Below are 19,792 nucleotides of genomic sequence, written 5' to 3' on the forward strand. Positions count from 1 at the left end.
TAGCCGCGACCCGGACGTGCCCGCGAATTTCCGGCCGCATTTCCCGCGGACGGCGCACAATCCCCCTATGACCTCCGACCGCACCAATACCCCAGCACCTCCTCGCCGCTATTCCACCGGCGCGCTGGTCGGCGCCGGGATCGCCGGCGCGGCACTCGGCGCGGCCGCCGCGTTCGCAGTCACCGGCCTGGTCTTCACGGTCCGCGTCGAGCTACCCCCGCCGCCGTACCCGCAGTTCTCGACTGCTGTGCCAACGCAGCCGCCGAGCGCGCCCCCGACATCCGCGCCGGCCAGTCTGCTCCCCAGCCGGCCGCCGCTGCCCGGACCCCCCGGCCCGCCCTGATTTCTTCAGATCCACTTCAAGTTCGGCTTCTACCGTCGCGATCACCAACCATTCCACGACGTGAGGAGTCGCATGACCTCCGACGACACCCCGACGACTGACCCGTCAGCCGCCGTCCCCGCGACCGCGCCACCCGCCCCGGCGCCCGCAGCACCGGTAGTGGCGGAGAAGCGCCACTTCTCGACCCGCGTGGTGCTTGGTGCCGGGCTCCTCGGTGGGCTTTTCGGTGCTGTTTTCACCGCGGGCGCCGCGTTTCTGATCATGGCCTTCGGTTTCGGGCCGCCCCCGCCGCCGCCGGGGCCGGGCTTCGGCCCGCCCGGCTCGTCGCACTTCGGTTTCCCGGGACCGGGCGGACCAGGTGGACCGGGCGGTCCCGGAGGGCCGATGGCCGGGCCGAAGGGCCCGCTGGGTATGGCGCCGCCGATGGGGCCGGGCGGCCCCGGCCTGCGACCGCCCTTCCCTGGCGGCCCGCCGCCGATGGCGCCGGGTGGCCCGGGTGCCCAGCCGCCCCAACCGGGCCAGGTGCCGGCACCGCCGTCGGCCGGGCCTAGCGCGACGCCGGCCGCGCCGCGGTAGCCCACTCCGGCTTCGCGAGGGTGCGCGGAATGCCACGCCCGACGGCGTGTCGCTGTATCTCTGCGCTCCCTCGCGACCGGACGGGGTGAGGAGCGCGTGGCACCCTCGTTTGGAGGGGAGGCACATATGACATCTCACGCGTTCGCCCGGGCCGGGGCACGGCTGTTACGCTCCCGCCGCCTAGTGCGCGCACCGATCTGGATCTACCGGGCACGCGCCGGGGTGCTCTTCGGATCCCGCACGCTGATGCTCGAGCACATCGGCCGCAAGTCGGGCCGGCCGCGCTATGTCGTGTTGGAGGTGGTCGACCGTCCCGCCCCCGACAGCTATGTCGTCCCGTCAGGGTTTGGCCGAAAAGCTCAGTGGTTCCGCAACATTGAGGCCAACCCCCGGGTACGGATCTACCTCGGCAGCCACGCGCCGGCGCCCGCCACCGCGCGGGTGCTCGGCCAGCAGGAAGTCGATCGGGCGTTGGCGAGCTACCGCGAGCGCCATCCGCGGGCGTGGGGGCAGTTCAAGCACGTGCTCGAGGAGACGCTCGGCGCGCCGATCACCGACGTCGGCGCCCCTCTGCCGATGGTCGAACTCCGGCTGGACTAACTGTTCTCGGGCCCCTTGGCCGTCATCGCGGCGAACAGGGCCAGGAACAACACCGCCGGAAGGGCGTTGGTCACCTTGTCCCGCACGCGGACGTGGGCGCCCACCGCCAGCACGAAATAGACGGTGAGCATCGCCGTGGTCAGCCTGGCCAGGCCCGGAAACCGGGTGACCGACGCCAGCCCCACCGCGGCGGCGGCCTTGACCACCGGGAGGACTGGGCGGACGTTCTCCGGAACCTCCACGGTGTCCAGCACCTTCTTGATCGGGGGGACCTGCACGGCACACGCCACCGCGTCTACGGCATGAAAAGTTGCCAGCGCGGCATAGGTCTTCGGCGAACTCAGAGTGCTCATCCGTCAATCCTATTGGCGCAACTCCGGGGGCGCGCCCAGCGGGCGATCCACCGGCTTGTTGGCGATCGCCTCCGCCTTTGCCACCGCCTGCGCGACCGTCGGGTCGGTTTCGGTGGAGAACCAGTCCGCGACCTCGGCGTCGTCGGCGTCGGCGGCATGCCGGGGCTGCTCGTCGACCGGGGACGGCTCGAACCGGAAGACACCATCCTCACCTGGCTTACCGAGCAGACGGGTGAAGCCCTGCAGCGCCGCGTTGAAATCGCTGGGTACCACCCACACCTTGTTGGCGTCCCCACGCGCCATCTCCGGCAGCGTCTGCAGGTACTGGTAGGCCAGCATCTCGGGCGTGGGCCGGCCGGCTTTGATCGCGGCGAAGGTCTTCTCGATGGCCTTGGCCTGACCCTGCGCCCGCAGATAGGCCGCGGCGCGCTCACCCTGGGCGCGCAGCACCCGGGACTGCCGATCGGCTTCGGCGGACAGGATCGCCGCCTGCTTGGCACCCTCAGCGGCCAGGATCTGGGACGCTTTCTGCCCCTCCGCCTGCATGATGGCCGCCTGCCGGGTGCCCTCGGCCGTCAGGATCATGGCGCGCTTCTCGCGGTCGGCCTTCATCTGCTTCTCCATGGAAGCCTGAATCGACGGCGGCGGGTCGATGCTGCGCAACTCCACCCGGGCGACACGCAGACCCCACCGGCCGGTCGCCTCGTCGAGCACGCCGCGCAGCTGAGCGTTGATCTGGTCGCGGGAGGTCAGGGTCTGCTCGAGGGTCATGCCGCCGACGACGTTGCGCAGCGTGGTGGTGGTCAGCTGTTCGACGCCGACGATGTAGTTACTGATCTCGTAGACCGCCGCCTGCGGCACGGTGACCTGGAAGTAGACGACGGTGTCGATGTTGAGGGTCAGGTTGTCCTCGGTGATGACGGGCTGCGGCGGGAAAGAGACAACGCGCTCGCGCAGGTCCACCCGGGCCCGCACCCGGTCGATAAATGGCACCAACAGGGTCAGTTGACCGCTGACCGTACGGCTGTAGCGGCCCAGCCGCTCGATGACCGCGGCCTCAGCCTGCGGAATCAACGCAACCGACTTGGCCACCACGATGATCGCGAAGATCACCAGAACGGCCAGCAACACCAGACCAGCTACCGCACCTTCCACCGGGATTCCCTTTCTCGAAAGCCCTACAAACTCTGAAACACCACTGCGGTGGCACCGTCGATCTTCACGACGGTGACCGACTGCCCGGGCTCGTAGACGTCACCGTCATTGAGCGGACGCGCCGTCCACACCTGACCGTCGAGCTTCACCTGACCCTCGTCGCGGGCCACCCGGTCCAGCACCATCGCGCTCCTGCCCTCGAGCGCCTTGATGCCGATGGCCGGAGCCTTGGCCGGCGTCAGGCGCCGTCTGAGCTCGGGCCGCACCACCGACAGCAGCAGGACCGAGACGATGAGAAACACCAGTCCGTCGGCCCACACCGGCCAGTCGGTCAGCCAACTGGCACCCGCAGCGGCCAGCGCGCCGCCGCCCAGCATCAGCAGGAACATGTCTCCGGTGAGCGCCTCGGCGCCGGCGAGCAGCAAAGCTGCGATCAACCAGATCAGCGCGGCAGGCATTGGCACAGAATACGCGTGATCCACCTCCATGGCGGCGAACAACTACACTGCGAGGTCATGTGGTGCCCGAGTGTTTCGCTGTCCATGTGGGCCAACGCCTGGCTCGCCGGCAAGGCCGCGCCCGACGACGTCCTGGACGCGTTATCACTATGGGCACCAAGGCAATCGGTAGCAGCGTATGATGCGGTGGCGGCGGGCCACACAGGTCTGCCGTGGCCCGATGTGAACGACGCCGGAACGGTGTGTCTGCTGCAGACGTTGCGCGGCGCGGTTGGTCGCTCCACAGGCTCGCTGCGCGGCACGATCAACGTGGTCCTGCCGGTGCCCGGCGACGTGCGGGGTCTTTTCGCCGGAACACAGTTTGCGACCGACGCGATGGCCGCCGGTGAAGCCGTGATCATCAGTCATCCGACCGATTCGCGCACCGCTATCGGCCTTGTCCCAGATTTCACGTACAGCGACAGCGACGACGGTGACGACGAGTCGGAATTGTGTGCGCTGACCTGGATGGTGTATTCGCTGCCCGGCCCGCCGACGTCTGACTACCACGATCTCGGCGGCGCCGAATACGAGTTGAAGTCAGCGGTGCGCTCGGCCGCCGACGCGCTGAGCGTGATGGGACTGGGATCGTCCAGCGGGGTAGACAATCCGCGTGGCCTGGTCGAGCAGTTGCTGGAATCGCAACGCCAGCACCGGGTTCCCGATCATGCGCCGACGCGTGCGCTTCGGGTGCTCGAGAACGCGGCACACGTCGACGCGATCATCGCGGTCAGCGCCGGGCTCAGCCGGCTGCCCGACCGTATGACCGCCGCACCGGAACTGGTTGGCACCCAATCATCGTCACAGGGTCAGATCGCAACCGACGCACTGCGGCCGTTGACCGCCGTGGTGCGTTCGGCCCGGATGGCCGCTGTCGACGCCATCCTGCACTCGGCCTGGATGGACTAGCCGGCCGCGCAGTGCGGCGGACGGCACGGTGCGCCGTCGACGCTGCCCAGGCAACCCGGTACCGGACCCGGTCCGGCGATCCGCGCCGGCCGGCGGCCTTCGCGTACTTCGTCGATCAAATCGATTGCCAGCCGGGCGAATCGAGGGTCGGCATTCGGGGTGGCGGCGCGGGCGAGCGCGACGCCCAGTTCGTCGGCCTGCAGCCGCAACTCATGATCGAGATCCCATACCACCTCGATGTGGTCGGCCACGAAGCCGATGGGACAGACGATGACCGCCTCGGTGCCGGCTCCGGCCAGTGCCGAAAGGTGATCGCCGACATCGGGCTCCAGCCAGGGCACCTGCGGCGGGCCCGAGCGCGACTGCCACACCAGGTCGTGTTCGGCATATCCGGTCGCCGCGGCGACAAGCCTTGCGGCGTAGGCGACTTGGCGGCTGTAGAGGTTGGGCCCGCAGCGCTGATCGGCGCCGATGGGTATGGAATGGGCGGTGAAGACCAGGCGTGCGTCTCGAGGGATGGTCGCGGCGGCCGCCGTGACCGCGTCGGCGAACATCTCGATGAAGAGCGGGTGGTCGAAATAGGTACGCATCTTGACCAGCTCGGGCGCGCCGGAACCGGCCGCCGCCCGGGCCCGGGCGATGTCCTCGACGTACTGGGTGCAGCTGGAGTAGCCACTCCACGCTGATGTGGTGAACGTGGCGGCACGACGGATACCGTTGTCGCGCATGGCCGCAACCGTGTCCTCGATGAAGGGCGCCCAGTTCCGGTTGCCGAAGTAGACCGGCAGCTCCTGTTGCTTCTCCAGCTCGGCTATCAGCGCACGGTTGATGCCGTTGATCGGCGAGACACCACCGAAGTGCAGGTAATGCTCGGCGACGTCATCGAGCCGTTCCGGCGGCACGTTCCGGCCGCGGGTGACGTTCTCCAGAAACGGCCGGACCTGTTCGGGCCCTTCCGGCCCGCCGAACGACAGCAGCAGGACCGCATCGAATTCCATGATGCGTCAGAGCAATTGGGTGTGGGCGCCACCGTCGGCGTAGATGATGTCACCCGTCGTTGCCGGCAGCCACTCGGACAGCAGCGCGCACACCGTCTTGGCGACCGGAGTCGGGTCCTTCATGTTCCAGCCGATCGGCGCGCGCTGGTCCCAGCCCTCCTCGAGCAACTGGATCTGGGCGCCCGCCTCGTCGCCCAGCGCTCCACCGACGATCGCGGCCATCGCCAGCGTCCGGATCGGGCCTGCGGCAACCAGGTTCGAGCGGACACCGTACTTGCCGGCCTCACGCGCGACGAACCTGTTGACCGACTCGAGGGCACTCTTGGCGACCGTCATCCAGTTGTAGGCCGGCATGGCGCGGGTGGGGTCGAAGTCCATGCCGACGATGCCGCCGCCGGGATTCATGATCGGCAGCAACGCTTTTGCCAACGAGGCGTAGGAGTACGCCGAGATGTGGATGCCCTTGGCCACGTCCTCGTAGGGCGCGTCGAAGAACGGGTTGATGCCCATTCCGCTCTGCGGCATGAATCCGATCGAGTGCACGACGCCGTCGAGCTTGTTGCCTTCCCCGATGACCTCGGTCACCCGGCCCGCCAGGCTGTCGAGGTGCTCCTGATTCTGCACGTCGAGTTCGATCAGCGGGGCCTTCTCCGGCAGCCGGTCGCAGATCCGCTGGATCAGCCGCAGCCGGTCGAATCCCGTCAACACCAGCGAAGCGCCCTGCTCCTGAGCGACTTTGGCGATGTGGAACGCGATGGATGAGTCGGTGATGATCCCGGACACCAGGATCCGTTTGCCTTCGAGCAGTCCTGCCATTGTTTCGTCCCCTCTAGCTCTCAGTGGCCCATGCCCATGCCGCCGTCGACCGGGATGACGGCGCCAGAGATGTAACTGGCATCCTCCGACGCCAGGAAGCTGACCACCCCGGCGACCTCGGCAGCGGTGCCGACGCGCTTGGCCGGGATGAACTGCAACGCCCCCTCCTGGATGCGCTCATCCAGGGCTCGCGTCATGTCGGTGTCGATGTAACCGGGGGCGACCACATTCGCGGTCACATTGACCTTGGACAGTTCGCGCGCGATCGAACGTGCCATGCCGATCACGCCGGCCTTGGAAGCCGCGTAGTTGGCCTGGTTGCCGATGCCCCAGCTGCCGGAGACCGAACCGATGTAGATCAACCGGCCGAACTTCTTCCGCTGCATGCTGCGTGCGGCCCGCTGAGTCACCCGGAACGCCCCGGTGAGGTTCGCGTCGATGACCTTCTCGAACCGCTCCTCGGTCATCCGAATGAGGAACGCATCTGCGGATAGACCGGCGTTGGACACCAGCACCTCCACCGGGCCCTGGTGCTCCTCAATCTCTTTGAAGGCGCGGTCGACGGCGTCGTTGTCGGTGACGTCACACTCGACGGCGAACAGCCCCTCGGGCGCCCCGGATCCGCGGTGGGTGACGGCAACCTTGTGGCCGTCGGCGGCCAGCCGCTGCGCGATTGCCAGCCCGATCCCCCGGTTCCCGCCGGTGACCAGCACCGATCGGGAGACGAATGGGGGTTTGCCGCCCTCGGTGGCGGCCTCGCTCGTGGTGTCGGTGGCCGTGTCAGTCACCCCGACAACCTAGCGCCTTCACGCTTGGCGGCCGAAATTGGGCCTTTCTGCGGCGCGGTTGTCCACAGCCAGGCTCCCCACCGCGCGGGTGGAGCGCGGAGATGTCGGGGTGGCTCAGCACGCTGCGGTCATGACCGATCCCTTTCTCGGCAGCGAAGCCCTCGCCGCGCGAAGACTGACGCCCTACCAATTGCGCAGCCGGTACGTCGCAGTACACAAGGACGTCTATGTCCCGCGCGACCTGGAGTTGACCGCACGACTGAAGGCGAAGGCGCTGTGGCTACGCTCGCGCCGGCGCGGTGTGCTGGCGGGTTATTCGGCTTCTGCCCTGCACGGCGCCAAGTGGATCGGCGCCGAAATGCCGGCCGCAATCATCGACACCAACCACCGCCGCGCGCCGGGAGTGCAGGTATGGAAAGACCGCCTGGAGCCCGACGAGATCACCGTCATCGACGGTATGCGCGTGACGACGCCGGCCCGGACGGCTCTGGACCTGGCGAGCCGGTACCCGCTGGACCCTGCCATCGCAGCGGTCGACGCGCTGATGCAGGCAACCCCTCTGAAAGTGCCCGACATCGAAGTGATCGCCGAACGCCATCGGGGCCGCCGGGGCATCAAAGCCGCCCGGACGGTGCTCGATCTGGTTGACGGCGGTGCGCAGTCCCCGAAAGAGACTTGGCTGCGATTGCTGCTTATCCGTGCCGGGTTCCCTCGTCCCCAGACGCAAATCGCCGTGCGCAACCAATGGGGCTGGGCCGAAGCCTATTTGGACATGGGCTGGGAAAACATCAGGGTCGCGGTCGAGTACGACGGCGATCACCATCTGAGCAATCGCTACCACGTCAAGAAGGACATCCGACGGCACGAGAAGGTGACCCACGGCTACGGGTGGATCGTGGTCCGAGTCGTTGCGGGAGATCATCCCGCCGACATCATTCATCGTGTCAGGGAAGCGCGCGCCTCACGGGGCGCCTGAATCTCCGAAAGCGCCGCCGCGAAGGGAACCACACCGCCAAAAACCCGTCCGGAAATCGCAGCCCCGTTCCCCTCGCGGCCCTCAGCTCAGCCGCGCTCAGGGTCGGCCGCGCAGGACAATGTCGACCGCCGCCTCGATGACTTCGTCGTCGGGCAGGGTGCCGAACATCAGCGACGGGCATGCGACCACGCCGGACAACATCGAGATCGCCGCTTCCAGTTCGGCGCCGTCAAAAGCGTCCTGCAGGATGCCCCGGATGGTGCGCTGACCATCGGTGTTGATCTTGTTGCGGACCTCTCTCATCATGTCGTCGGTCGCCCACTGGGCCATCGCGGACAGCACCTGATCCAGTCGATGGTCGAGCACGGCCTGCCGGAAGGTGGTGAGCTCGCCGATCAGGTCGGTGCGGAGGTCGCCGGTGGGCTGGTGATGCTGCACCTCACCGAGCGCCTCCAACGCGATCGCGGCGAGGTCGAAGCGGGTGGGCCAGTGCTTGTACAGGGTGGTCTTGGAGTAGCCGGCCCGCTCGGCGACGTGAGCGTGCGTGAGCGCGTCGGCTCCCTCCCGGACCAGCACGTCGAAGGCGGTCCGCGCAACGTCGGCACGGGTTCGGACGACCCGGGCGTCCTCCCCGGTGTCAGCGGCCTGCGGACCGCGGCCAGGTGTCATCGCAGGCGTCCTTCCCGCTGCCAAACGTGCGGATGATCCTGAAAAGTTAACTGATGAACACAAAGGCCAGAAGCTTATTGTTACTTCATTAATGAACGAGTAGTACATTAGTGGAGAATCTGTACTGCAAGCCGCCAAGTCAGAAGGTTCGCCGATGAGTCCGAAAATCGATGCCGGCGCGGTGCTCGCCCGTCAGGCCGACGAGATCGACACCCGCTATCACCCGTCCGCGGCGCTTCGGCGCCAGCTGAATAAGGTCTTCCCGACGCACTGGTCGTTTCTGCTCGGCGAGATCGCGCTGTACAGCTTCATCGTCCTGCTGTTGACCGGTGTCTACCTGACGCTCTTCTTCGACCCGTCGATGAGCGAGGTCACCTACAACGGCGTCTACCAGCCGCTACGCGGCGTTGAGATGTCGCGGGCCTACGAAACGGCGCTGAACATCTCCTTCGAGGTGCGGGGCGGGCTGTTCGTGCGCCAGGTCCACCATTGGGCCGCGCTGATGTTCGCCGCCTCGATCATGGTGCACATGGCACGCGTCTTCTTCACCGGCGCGTTTCGGCGGCCGCGGGAGGCCAACTGGGTGGTCGGGTCGCTGCTGCTGATCCTGGCCATGTTCGAGGGTTTCTTCGGCTACTCACTCCCCGACGACCTGCTCTCGGGTACCGGGCTGCGGGCGGCTTTGTCGTCAATCACGTTGGGAATTCCGGTGATCGGCACCTGGCTGCATTGGGGTCTGTTCGGCGGGGACTTCCCGGGCAACATCCTGATTCCGCGGCTGTACGCCATCCACATCCTGGTCTTCCCCGGCATCATGCTGGCGCTGATCGGTGTGCACCTGGCGCTCGTGTGGTTCCAGAAGCACACCCAGTTCCCCGGGCCCCGCCGCACCGAGCACAACGTGGTCGGCGTGCGGGTCATGCCGGTTTTCGCGGTGAAGTCAGGCGCCTTCTTCGCCGCCATCGTCGGAGTGCTGGGCTTGATGGGCGGCCTGCTGCAGATCAACCCGATCTGGAACCTGGGTCCCTACAAGCCATCTCAGGTTGCAGCCGGCTCGCAGCCCGACTTCTACATGATGTGGACCGACGGGCTGGTAAGGCTTTGGCCGGCCTGGGAGTTGTACATCGGGCACTACACCGTTCCGGCCGCCGTCGCCGTCGCCGTCCTGATGGGAGTCATGCTTGGCGGGCTGGTGGCGTATCCGTTCCTGGAGAAGCGCTTCACCGGTGACAACGCTCACCACAACCTGCTGCAGCGTCCCCGCGACGTCCCGGTGCGTACCTCGATCGGGGCGATGGCGATCGCGTTCTACATCGTGCTGACGTTCTCGTCGTTCAACGACATCATCGCCTACCAGTTCCACATCTCGTTGAACGCGATGACGTGGATCGGCCGGATCGGGATGGTGGTGCTGCCGCCGTTTGTCTACTTCATCAGCTACCGCTGGTGCATCAGCCTGCAGCGCAGTGACCGTGCCGTGCTCGAGCACGGCGTCGAGACCGGCATCATCAGACGCCTGCCGCACGGCGCCTACGTCGAATTGCACCAGCCGTTGGGCGCTGTCGACGAACACGGCCACCCGCTGCCGCTGGAATACCAGGGCACGCCGGTCCCCAAGCGGATGAACAAGCTCGGCCTGGGCGGACGCCCCGGCCAGGGCAGCTTCCTGTTCGCCGATCCGCCCGCCGAGGCGGCGGCATTGCGCGAGGCGGCCCATGCCGGCGAGCAGCGGGCGCTGACCGCACTACGCGAACGCGGCAACGGCGTCGAGGGCAACGGTCATCACAACGGCAACGGGCATCCCACCAACGGGCAAAAGGCGATTACGCCGGCAGGCGACGGTTGATCAGCAACGCCGCCAGACCGGCGATCGCCAGCACCAGGGCTCCCAGCCGAAGCCAACCCACGCTCGCGTCACCCTTGATGGTCTCGTAGCCGATCTGCTGCTGCAGCGAGGCGTAGACGGCCTTCAACTCCGCCAGCGTGGCGGCGTTGTAAGCGTTTCCGCCGGACAGCTGCGCGACCTTCTTCAGAGTCTCGTCGTCGACCGGGACCGGCTGACGCTGGTCGTTGATCTCGACGAAGCCGTACGGGGTGCCGAACGAGATGGTCGAGATCGGCACGCCCTGGTCCTTGGCGGTGCGCGCAGCGGTGAAGGCGCCCTTGGGGTTGTCCGGGTTGGTCGGCATCGTCTCTTTGCCGTCGGAGAACAGCACGATGCGCGCCGGCGGGGGCGTATCTCCGCCGCCGATCACGGCGCCGACGGTGGCGATGGCCTGTAGTGCGGTGAAGATGCCTTCCCCGGTGGCGGTGCGGTCGGCGAACTGCAGCTTGTCCAGAGCGTTCTTGGTCGCTTCCCGGTTGGTGGTCGGCGACACCAGCACGGTCGCGGTGCCGGCGTAGGCGATCAGGCCCAGGTTGATACCCGGAGTGAGCTCGTCGGCGAACTGCTTGGCGGCCTCCTGCGCGGCCACCATTCTGTTGGGTTCGACGTCGGTGGCGCGCATCGACTGCGACACGTCGATCACCAGCATCACCACGGCGCGGTTGCGCGGAATCCGCACGTCGTTGGTCGGCCCCGCCATCGCGATGGTGAACAGCACCAACGATGCCGCCAGCAGAATGGCGGGAATATGGCGCCACTTCGAAGGCCGTTTGGGCGCAACGCTTTCCAGCAACTCCATGTTGGCGAAGCGCAACATACGGCGCTGCCGCGCCAGTTGCAGCACCACGTAGAGGGCTACCAGCCCAGCGACAACGAGCAGGAACAGGAAGAACCAAGAGTGATCGAAGCCGGACAGCGACATCGGCCCCAGCAACGGCAACGTCATAACAAACCCGTCATGTTGTAGAAGTCCGTCACCGTCGTCCCGCCATTGCGCCGCGCCGGCGGGAGGAGATGAAGCGGACGATGTCGGCGATCCAGTCGCGGTCGGTGCGCAGTGTCATCATCGGCGCGCCGCAGCCGCGGATGGTGCGGGCCACGTCCTCGCGGTGCTTTGCCGCAGCCCGAGCGAAATCTGTCTGCAACTGCGCGTCGATGGTGAATTCGCGCACCGCCCCGGACTCGGCGTCCTGGAGCACCACGTCGCCGATGTCGGGCAGTTCGACGTCACGCGGGTCGAGGACCTCGATGGCCAGCACTTCGTGGCGGGCCGCGATCGCCCGCAACGGGCGCATCCAGTTGATCGGGCCCAGGAAGTCGCTGATGATCACCGCCATTCCGCGCCGGCGCTCCGGGCGGCGCAGCGCGTCGATCGCCGCGGACAGGTCTCCGCGTACGCCGACGGGCGCCTTGGGAGTGGTCGCGATGGTGCGCAGCAACGTGTGCACGTGCTCTCGACCCGACCGCGCCGGGACCCGAATCATGTTGTCCCCATTGGAAATTAGCGCACCCAGCCGGTTACCACCGCCGACGTTGAGATAGGCGATCGCCGCCGCCGCGGCCACCGCGAGGTCCCGCTTCTCACACACCGAGGTGCCGAAGTCCAGGCTGGCCGACATGTCGACCACGAGCCAGGTTTCCAGCTCCCGGTCGGCGATCATCTGCCGGACGTGTGGGTGGGTGGTACGCGCCGTCACCGCCCAGTCCATCCGGCGCACGTCGTCGCCGGGCTGGTAGGTCCGCGACTCCCCCGGCTCGCTGCCCGGTCCCGGGATCAGACCCAGATGGTCGCCGTGCAGGATGCCGTCGAGCTTGCGGTTGATCGTCAGCTCCAGAGTGCGCAGCGCCGCCGACAACTTCGGGTCGTCGATGGTGCCGCGCATCATCGAGGGCGGATGACGAACCGCCTTCTTATCTGTCACCGACCGCCCACCGCGGCGCCCTGCATCACCGGTGCCACCGAATGTCCTTGCTGCGGAACGGCATTCACCTGCGGCAGCGCGACGGTCTGGAGTACGCGGTTGATCACGGTCTCGGCGGTGATCTCGTCGGCGAGCGCGTCGTAGGTGAGCACCAGCCGGTGCCGCAGCACGTCGGGGATGACGTCGATGATGTCCTGCGGGATCACGTAGTCGCGCCCACGCACCAGGCCGAGCGCCCGCGCGGCGGCGATGATGCCCAGTGAGGCACGCGGCGAGGCACCGAACGCGATCCACGTCTTGACGTCGTTCATCCCCAGCTGCTCGGGGTGGCGGGTGGCGGTCACGATGCGGACCACGTAGTCGACCAGCGCGTGGTGGACGAAGCTGTTGGCCGCGACGTTCTGCAGGCGCAGCAGGTCGCCGGTGTCGAGGATCTGCTTGGGCTGCGGCGGGGTGACACCCATCCGGTAGATGATCTCGCGCTCTTCCTCGGGCGACGGGTAGCCGACGTTGATCTTGAACAGGAAGCGGTCGCGCTGCGCCTCGGGCAGCGGGTAGACGCCCTCTTGTTCGATCGGGTTCTGCGTCGCCATCACCAGGAACGGGTTAGGCAGCGGGAAGGTCTTACCACCGATCGAGACGTGACGCTCGGCCATGACCTCGAGCAGCGCCGACTGCACCTTTGCCGGCGCACGGTTGATCTCGTCGGCAAGCAGGAAGTTGACCACCACCGGGCCGAGTTCGGTGTCGAACTCTTCCTTGCCCTGCCGGTAGATGCGGGTACCGACGATGTCGGTGGGCACCAGGTCGGGGGTGAACTGGATACGCGCGAACGTCCCGCCGACCACACGTGCGAAGGTCTCGACGGCCAGCGTCTTGGCGACGCCCGGAACACCTTCCAGCAGCACATGCCCCTTGGCGAGCAGGCCGACCAGCATCCGCTCCACCAGCTGGTCCTGGCCGACGATGATCCGCTTGACCTCGAAGATGGCCCGCTCCAGGGTGTGTACCTCGGCGGCCAGCCCGTCGGCACCGCCCGCCGGCGCCTCCTGGGTGGGTGGGCCCGAGTGAGCACCCTGGCCCGGGTAACCGCCACCTGCCGTTGTCATCAATAACCCTCCAGAGCTCATTCGGGACACGACTGCTGTCACGACCACTGTCGCGGGGCAGCGACGTGCCCGCGTTCAACTATTCCAGGCGTCTGGAATTCCGTCGACGTCACCGGTTCCCTATTAGGCGACTCTCAGGGTCCCCCACCCGGTTCAGTACTCGATGATCCTAGTCAGGTACGGCGTCATGCCGGGCTTGCGGACCGGACTGACGGTGACTTTGCCCGCCAGGCTGGAGGCTTCCAGCATCTGACCGTTGCCGAGGTACATGGTGACGTGCTGGCCCCCGTTCGGGCCGTAGAAGATCAGGTCGCCCCGCCTCGCCTCGCTCTGCGGGATGTGACGCCCGGCGTTGTACTGGTCGCCGGAGAATCGCGGGATCAGCACCCCGACACCGGCGAAGGCGTACCGCATCAGACCCGAGCAGTCGAAACCGTTGATTCCCGCGCCGGAGTCGACACCCTTGCTGGGGCCGTCCAGCGAGCCGCCGCCCCAGGAGTACGGAACGCCCATTTGCGACCCGGCGCGGCGGATCACGTGCTCGATCGCCTCCCGCCCGTTCGCCCGCGGAATCCGGCTCCCGCTGGTGTTGGCGGCCGCCGGCGCGGCCGAACCGCCCAGGTTGATGCCCAGCCCGGAGAGAAACTGCTGACCGAGGTTGAGCGTGGTCTGGGTGGCCTGTGCGGTGGCCTGCAGCGAGGCATTGGCGACGGCCAGCGGGTCACCGGGAGCGCCCGCACTGATCGCGGCAGGCAGGGTGGGGTCCCATTCGCCGGGCTCGGCCGAAGCCGGGGCCGGCGCGACCACAGCGATCAACAGCCCGGTCACCAACGCGAAGACCCAGGCCAGGGAGAAACGAAATCGCTTGTGACGCATGAAACCTCGTTAATACTCGATGTAGCGGATCACGAACGGCGTCATACCGCTGGTGCGGACGGGCGCGGTACGCACCTTCAAACCGATGTCGGGCGCCTCGAGCATCTGGCCGTTGCCGAGGTAGATCGTTACGTGCTGGCTCCCGCCGGGGCCGTAGAAGATAACGTCGCCGCGGCGCATCTGGGCGGTCGGGATCTTGCGGCCGAGGTTGTACTGCGAACCGGAGTAGTGCGGCAGCTTGATGCCCACTCCGGCAAACGAGTAGAGGACCAGTCCCGAGCAGTCGAACCCGGTGATGCCGGCGCCCGAGTCGATGCCCTTACTGGGACCGGCGGCATTGCCACCGCCCCACGAGTAGGGGACTCCGATCTGGGATATGCCGCGCCGGATGACGTACTCGGAGGCCTGCCGCCCGTAGACGCGCGGGATGCGGCCCGAGCTTGCCGCCGCGGGCGCGTTGGTGATGCCCGTGTCGTCGGGCTTGAGGATGCCGAGCTGCTGCAGGAAGCTGCGGCCCATCTGGGCGGTCACCTGCGCCGACGTCGCCGAATAGCCCAGCACCTGGTTCACCACGGCGATCGGGTCACCCGGGATGTTCGCGCTGGGCACCTGCGGCAGGGTGGGGTCCCAGCCGTCCCAGCGACGCCCGCCACCGGGTCCGCCGGCCGAGTCCCACATGCCCGACGGCGGCGTGCCCTGCCCGCCGGCCGCGTGCCATGCGACCAGTTGCGCGGCCTGGAGTTTGGCTTCGGCCTGCTCACGCTCGGCGGCGACGCGGTTGACCTCTTCGCGCTGCTCGTCGAACTTGCGCCGGGTGTCGCCCAGCGCCGCCGCGGCCACGTCCTGGCTGGACTTGGCGTCGGCGGCGGCTTTGTCGGCCTTCTGCTTGGCCTGGCGCGCGACCGATTCCTTGTTCACCTGCTCAGTGCGTGCCCGCTGCAGTCTGGCCATCACCGCCTGCGCACTGGTGGTCATGGTCTGAGCAGCCGACGCCGCGGCGATCATGTCTTCGGGGCTGCGGGCCGTCAGGAAGCCGTCCGACGGACCGTTCATATAGGTAGCGGCGGCGAAGGTGTTGAACCGCTGTTGCGCCGCGGCGATGGCCGCGTTCGCGTCCTTGACCGATTGCTGACTGGCTTCCAGTTCCCGTCCGGCGACCTCGGCTTGTTCGCGTGCCTCTTCGACGGCCACCAGCGCTTTGTTGACACCCTCCTGCTCCATCTCGACGGCGTTGGCGAGATCTTCCAGACGCTGGCTCGCCTTGGCGACGTTGGCGATCAGCACCGCCATCGAGTCAGCCGCCGGATCGGCCCTGGCCATCCCGAGCTCGGGCGTGCCGAACAGCAGCGCGACGCTGAGCACGGTCGGCACGGCTGGCCGTACCAACCTGGCGGCGGTTCGCGAAGCAGAGCCCGGGCGTGTCCGTCTCATGCGACTTGGGTCTCCTATGGGCAAATCGGGTGTACGACGCGGGTTTTCAGAAAAGTGCGATAGGCATCACAAGCATCATTCGCACCGTACGTCACACTTGTCGCTAAAGAAACGCAAGTCACAAATTGCACTCTGGAAGTGCGTTTACTGTGACCGAACAGTGACCTGAGGGGTTTGCCGCGATTAGCGGCCGGCGCGTCGTATCAACGCCGACGAATAGGTTAAGACCTGGTTAAACGCCCTGGGTGTCCTCGTCCGAAGGACCTTCAGGTGCGAGGGATGATGTTGCTGGTCGGCGGTTGCCCAGCTGCATCAGGCGGGTACCGACGGCTGCGGCAAACACACCGATCAGCAAAACAATCGTCAACGCCGTCCAGGGAAACTCGGGCGTGTTGAGTTCGTTCAGGAAATTCTGTGCGGACTGCACGGGATTGCCGGTTTTCGAATGGTCCTCGCCGGCTTCGAGCGTGACGCGCGGGTAGTGGCTGCTGTAGCTGCCGACGTAGCTCGGGCTGAGCACCAGCACCGTGGAGTCCGGATAGTCGGCGCCGACCACGGTGGCGATGTCGCGCAGCGGTGTGTCGTTGGGCGGGTTGTGGTCGAGCAGCACGATCTTGAGATTGATGCCGTCGCCTCGGGCCTGGCTGACCACTTCCTGCAGGCCCGGTTCCACGTTCGGCGTGGCCGCCACGCCGTCCGCGGCGACCTGAGCCTTGATGGAATTGATGTCGACGTCCTGCGGGATGTATTCGGGCAGGAACGGAATCGTCTGCGGCAAATAGGTCAAAGTCGTCGCTCCTCCCACGGTGCTACGAGCACCGTACCGGCTCCGCCTGTGGCGGCCGCGCCCCCGTACCGCGACACTGCAACCATGCGCCCGACACCCCGGCGCCGGTGTGCGTGTGTTCAGTTTCGATGAACAGGGTGGCCGCCCTTTCCCCGCGAAGCCCACTGGACAAGACTGGGACCTACGGGCAGCCCCCCGTATTGCAGGACAAGCGTACTGTTAAAGTTGCACCGCAACCGTCGACACGGCCCGTCGGCGGCAAGAACTTAATCTTCGGGAGTTGATGTGAGCAGCAAGAATTCGTTCGGAGCCCGCGACACACTCAAGGTCGGCGACAACAGCTACGAGATTTACCGCCTCGACGCCGTTGAAGGCACCAAGAAACTCCCATACAGCTTGAAGGTCCTCGCCGAGAACCTGCTGCGCACCGAAGACGGCGCCAACATCACCAAAGAGCACATCGAGGCGATCGCCAACTGGGACCCCGACGCCGACCCGAGCATCGAGATCCAGTTCACCCCGGCCCGGGTGGTGATGCAGGACTTCACCGGCGTTCCCTGCATCGTCGACCTGGCCACCATGCGTGAGGCCGTCGAGGATCTGGGCGGCGACCCGGAGAAGGTGAACCCGCTGGCGCCGGCTGAGCTGGTGATCGACCACTCGGTGATCCTCGACGTGTTCGGCCGTGCGGACGCCTTCGAGCGCAACGTCGAGCTGGAGTACGAGCGCAACGGCGAGCGCTATCAGTTCCTGCGTTGGGGCCAAGGCGCTTTCGACGACTTCAAGGTGGTGCCGCCCGGCACCGGGATCGTGCACCAGGTCAACATCGAATACCTGGCCCGCACCGTCATGGTTCGTGACGGCGTGGCGTACCCCGACACCTGTGTGGGCACCGACAGCCACACCACCATGGTCAACGGACTGGGCGTGCTGGGCTGGGGCGTCGGCGGCATCGAGGCCGAGGCCGCCATGCTGGGCCAGCCCGTGTCGATGCTGATTCCGCGCGTCGTCGGCTTCAAGCTCACCGGTGAGATCAAGCCCGGCGTCACCGCCACCGACGTCGTGCTCACCGTCACCGACATGCTGCGCAAGCACGGTGTGGTCGGCAAGTTCGTCGAGTTCTACGGCAATGGCGTGGCCGAGGTGCCGCTGGCCAACCGCGCCACCCTGGGCAACATGAGCCCCGAATTCGGTTCGACCGCAGCGATTTTCCCGATCGACGAGGAGACCATCAAGTACCTGACCCTGACCGGCCGGTCCGAGGAGCAGCTCGCGCTCGTCGAGGCGTACGCCAAGGAACAGGGCATGTGGCACGACCCCGATCACGAGCCCAAGTACTCCGAGTACCTGGAGCTCGACCTGTCCACGGTGGTGCCCTCGATCGCCGGCCCGAAGCGTCCGCAGGACCGGATTCCGCTGTCGGAGGCCAAGGTCGCCTTCCGGAAGGACATCCACAACTACGTCGAGGAGAACCACCCTGCGCCGGAGACCAAGCTCGACGAGGCCGTCGAGGAGTCCTTCCCGGCCAGCGACTCGGTGACGCTGTCCTTCGCCGATGACGGCGAGGAAGACCGGGTCCCCTCCGCCGCCAACGGCCACTCCGGCCGGCCGTCCAAGCCCGTCGATGTGAAGTCCGAGGATCGGGGCGAATTCGTGCTCGACCACGGCGCCGTCGTCGTCGCGGGCATCACGTCCTGCACGAACACCTCCAACCCGTCGGTGATGCTGGGCGCCGCCCTGCTGGCCCGCAACGCCGTCGAGAAGGGCCTGACCTCCAAGCCGTGGGTCAAGACCAACATGGCGCCCGGTTCGCAGGTGGTGACCGACTACTACAACAAGGCCGGTCTGTGGCCCTACCTGGAGAAGCTGGGCTTCTACCTCGGCGGCTACGGGTGCACCACGTGCATCGGCAACACCGGCCCCCTGCCCGACGAGATCTCGCAGGCGATCAACGACAACGACCTGTCGGTGACCGCGGTGCTCTCGGGTAACCGCAACTTCGAGGGCCGCATCTCCCCCGACGTCAAGATGAACTACCTGGCCTCACCGCCGCTGGTAATCGCCTACGCCATCGCGGGGACGATGGACTTCGACTTCGAAAACGACCCGCTCGGTCAGGACACCGACGGCAACGACGTCTTCCTCAAGGACATCTGGCCCACCACCCAGGAGATCGAGGAGACCATCGCATCCTCGATCAACCGCGACATGTTCACCGAGTCCTACGCCGACGTGTTCAAGGGCGACGACCGCTGGCGCTCACTGCCCACCCCGGAGGGCAACACCTTCGAGTGGGCCGACGACTCGACCTATGTGCGCAAGGCACCGTACTTCGACGGCATGCCCGCCGACCCGGAGCCGGTCAAAGACATCAAGGGCGCCAGAGTCCTTGCGCTGCTGGGTGACTCGGTGACCACCGACCACATCTCGCCGGCCGGTGCCATCAAGAAGGGCACCCCGGCGGCCCAGTACCTCGAGGAGCACGGGGTGCAGCCCAAGGACTTCAACTCCCTGGGGTCGCGGCGCGGCAACCACGAGGTGATGATCCGTGGGACGTTCGCCAACATCCGGCTGAAGAACCAGCTGCTCGACGATGTCTCCGGCGGCTACACCCGCGACTTCACCCAGGACGGCGGTCCGCAGGCGTTCATCTTCGACGCGGCGCAAAACTATGCGGCGCAGCAGATTCCGCTGGTGGTCCTGGGCGGCAAGGAGTACGGGTCGGGCTCGTCGCGGGACTGGGCCGCCAAGGGCACGTTGCTGCTGGGCGTGCGTGCGGTGATCACCGAGTCCTTCGAGCGCATCCACCGGTCGAACCTGATCGGCATGGGTGTCATCCCGCTGCAGTTCCCCGAGGGTGAGTCGGCCAAGTCGTTGAAGCTGGACGGCACCGAGACCTACGACATCACCGGCATCGAGGCGCTCAACGACGGCAAGACACCGAAGACGGTGAAGGTGACCGCCACCAAAGAGGATGGCAGCAAGGTGGAGTTCGACGCGGTGGTCCGCATCGACACCCCCGGCGAGGCTGACTACTACCGCAACGGCGGCATCCTGCAGTACGTGCTGCGCAACATGCTCAAGTCCGGCAAGTCCGGCTAA

Annotated in this window: 19 protein-coding genes and 1 pseudogene; 7 read left to right on the forward strand and 13 right to left on the reverse strand. The window is 66.9% G+C overall.

Annotated elements, in window-relative coordinates; all coding sequences use genetic code 11:
* The first annotated feature begins 67 nt into the window (after window positions 1–67).
* The 3 genes from ACNQS7_RS05705 (at window position 68) to ACNQS7_RS05715 (ending at window position 1,519) form a co-directional block, all read left to right on the forward strand.
* Entirely contained in the window at window positions 68–343 is a 276-nt protein-coding gene (locus ACNQS7_RS05705; protein WP_418011798.1) for a hypothetical protein, read from the forward strand.
* Window positions 344–415: 72 nt separating this feature from the next.
* Window positions 416–919 (forward strand): hypothetical protein, encoded by a 504-nt coding sequence (locus tag ACNQS7_RS05710; RefSeq protein WP_418011799.1) that lies wholly within the window; start codon window positions 416–418, stop codon window positions 917–919.
* Window positions 920–1,045: 126 nt separating this feature from the next.
* The gene (locus ACNQS7_RS05715) at window positions 1,046–1,519 is read left to right on the forward strand and encodes a nitroreductase family deazaflavin-dependent oxidoreductase (protein WP_418011800.1); all 474 of its coding nucleotides are present in this window, start codon (window positions 1,046–1,048) and stop codon (window positions 1,517–1,519) included.
* On the opposite strand, the gene ACNQS7_RS05720 is transcribed toward ACNQS7_RS05715, so the two are convergent.
* Genes ACNQS7_RS05720 through ACNQS7_RS05730 form a run of 3 tightly spaced genes read right to left on the reverse strand, consistent with a single transcriptional unit; the run spans window position 1,516 to window position 3,485 of the window.
* Entirely contained in the window at window positions 1,516–1,872 is a 357-nt protein-coding gene (locus tag ACNQS7_RS05720; RefSeq protein WP_055579426.1) for a DoxX family protein, read from the reverse strand. The genes ACNQS7_RS05715 and ACNQS7_RS05720 overlap by 4 nt on opposite strands.
* Window positions 1,873–1,881: 9 nt before the next feature.
* Entirely contained in the window at window positions 1,882–3,027 is a 1,146-nt protein-coding gene (locus tag ACNQS7_RS05725; RefSeq protein ID WP_065046698.1) for an SPFH domain-containing protein, read from the reverse strand.
* A 23-nt stretch (window positions 3,028–3,050) separates the two neighbouring features.
* On the reverse strand, window positions 3,051–3,485 hold the full coding sequence (locus tag ACNQS7_RS05730; protein WP_418011801.1) for an NfeD family protein: 435 nt from the start codon (window positions 3,483–3,485) through the stop codon (window positions 3,051–3,053).
* A 57-nt stretch (window positions 3,486–3,542) separates the two neighbouring features.
* Between ACNQS7_RS05730 and ACNQS7_RS05735 the strand changes: the two genes are divergently transcribed.
* Entirely contained in the window at window positions 3,543–4,433 is an 891-nt protein-coding gene (locus tag ACNQS7_RS05735) for a hypothetical protein (protein WP_418011802.1), read from the forward strand.
* Here ACNQS7_RS05735 and ACNQS7_RS05740 read toward each other — a convergent pair.
* The 3 genes and pseudogenes from ACNQS7_RS05740 to fabG1 form a co-directional block, all read right to left on the reverse strand.
* A pseudogene (locus ACNQS7_RS05740) lies at window positions 4,408–5,431 on the reverse strand (ferrochelatase); the annotation flags it as partial. The gene ACNQS7_RS05735 and the pseudogene ACNQS7_RS05740 overlap by 26 nt on opposite strands.
* 6 nt (window positions 5,432–5,437) lie before the next feature.
* Window positions 5,438–6,247 carry an NADH-dependent enoyl-ACP reductase InhA gene (gene inhA / locus ACNQS7_RS05745; RefSeq protein ID WP_418011803.1) on the reverse strand — a complete coding sequence of 270 codons (810 nt, stop codon included), beginning with the start codon at window positions 6,245–6,247 and terminating at the stop codon, window positions 5,438–5,440.
* A 20-nt stretch (window positions 6,248–6,267) separates the two neighbouring features.
* Window positions 6,268–7,035, reverse strand: coding sequence for a 3-oxoacyl-ACP reductase FabG1 (gene fabG1, locus ACNQS7_RS05750; protein ID WP_418011804.1), 768 nt, complete (start codon window positions 7,033–7,035; stop codon window positions 6,268–6,270).
* Between the two features lie 130 nt (window positions 7,036–7,165).
* On the opposite strand from fabG1, the gene ACNQS7_RS05755 reads away from it, so the two are divergent.
* Window positions 7,166–8,011, forward strand: a complete 846-nt coding sequence (locus ACNQS7_RS05755; RefSeq protein ID WP_418011805.1) for a hypothetical protein — start codon at window positions 7,166–7,168, stop codon at window positions 8,009–8,011.
* 96 nt (window positions 8,012–8,107) lie between these two features.
* Here ACNQS7_RS05755 and ACNQS7_RS05760 read toward each other — a convergent pair whose 3' ends face one another.
* Complete coding sequence (locus ACNQS7_RS05760) at window positions 8,108–8,680, reverse strand: TetR/AcrR family transcriptional regulator (protein WP_418011806.1); 573 nt, start codon at window positions 8,678–8,680, stop codon at window positions 8,108–8,110.
* Between the two features lie 154 nt (window positions 8,681–8,834).
* Here ACNQS7_RS05760 and ACNQS7_RS05765 point away from each other — a divergent pair, with 154 nt between their 5' ends.
* A complete protein-coding gene (locus ACNQS7_RS05765) occupies window positions 8,835–10,526 on the forward strand; it encodes a cytochrome b (RefSeq protein WP_418011807.1) in 1,692 nt (563 codons plus the stop codon).
* Here ACNQS7_RS05765 and ACNQS7_RS05770 read toward each other — a convergent pair.
* The 6 genes from ACNQS7_RS05770 to ACNQS7_RS05795 form a co-directional block, all read right to left on the reverse strand.
* Window positions 10,504–11,511 carry a VWA domain-containing protein gene (locus ACNQS7_RS05770; protein WP_418011808.1) on the reverse strand — a complete coding sequence of 336 codons (1,008 nt, stop codon included), beginning with the start codon at window positions 11,509–11,511 and terminating at the stop codon, window positions 10,504–10,506. The two genes, ACNQS7_RS05765 and ACNQS7_RS05770, sit on opposite strands and share 23 nt — an antisense overlap.
* A gap of 28 nt (window positions 11,512–11,539) precedes the next feature.
* Window positions 11,540–12,451 (reverse strand): DUF58 domain-containing protein, encoded by a 912-nt coding sequence (locus ACNQS7_RS05775; RefSeq protein WP_418015896.1) that lies wholly within the window; start codon window positions 12,449–12,451, stop codon window positions 11,540–11,542.
* A gap of 32 nt (window positions 12,452–12,483) precedes the next feature.
* Window positions 12,484–13,596: an AAA family ATPase gene (locus ACNQS7_RS05780; protein ID WP_055579437.1), complete on the reverse strand. Its 1,113-nt coding sequence runs from the start codon at window positions 13,594–13,596 to the stop codon at window positions 12,484–12,486.
* Window positions 13,597–13,749: 153 nt separating this feature from the next.
* A complete protein-coding gene (ripB, locus tag ACNQS7_RS05785; protein ID WP_418011809.1) occupies window positions 13,750–14,472 on the reverse strand; it encodes an NlpC/P60 family peptidoglycan endopeptidase RipB in 723 nt (240 codons plus the stop codon).
* Window positions 14,473–14,481: 9 nt separating this feature from the next.
* Window positions 14,482–15,903, reverse strand: coding sequence for an NlpC/P60 family peptidoglycan endopeptidase RipA (gene ripA / locus ACNQS7_RS05790; RefSeq protein ID WP_418011810.1), 1,422 nt, complete (start codon window positions 15,901–15,903; stop codon window positions 14,482–14,484).
* Window positions 15,904–16,135: 232 nt separating this feature from the next.
* On the reverse strand, window positions 16,136–16,690 hold the full coding sequence (locus ACNQS7_RS05795; RefSeq protein ID WP_418011811.1) for a DUF6676 family protein: 555 nt from the start codon (window positions 16,688–16,690) through the stop codon (window positions 16,136–16,138).
* Between the two features lie 285 nt (window positions 16,691–16,975).
* On the opposite strand from ACNQS7_RS05795, the gene acnA reads away from it, so the two are divergent.
* Complete coding sequence (gene acnA / locus ACNQS7_RS05800) at window positions 16,976–19,792, forward strand: aconitate hydratase AcnA (RefSeq protein ID WP_418011812.1); 2,817 nt, start codon at window positions 16,976–16,978, stop codon at window positions 19,790–19,792.

The sequence above is a fragment of the Mycobacterium sp. 23 genome (genome assembly GCF_048287075.1).
Taxonomy (GTDB): Bacteria; Actinomycetota; Actinomycetes; order Mycobacteriales; family Mycobacteriaceae; genus Mycobacterium; species Mycobacterium gordonae_B.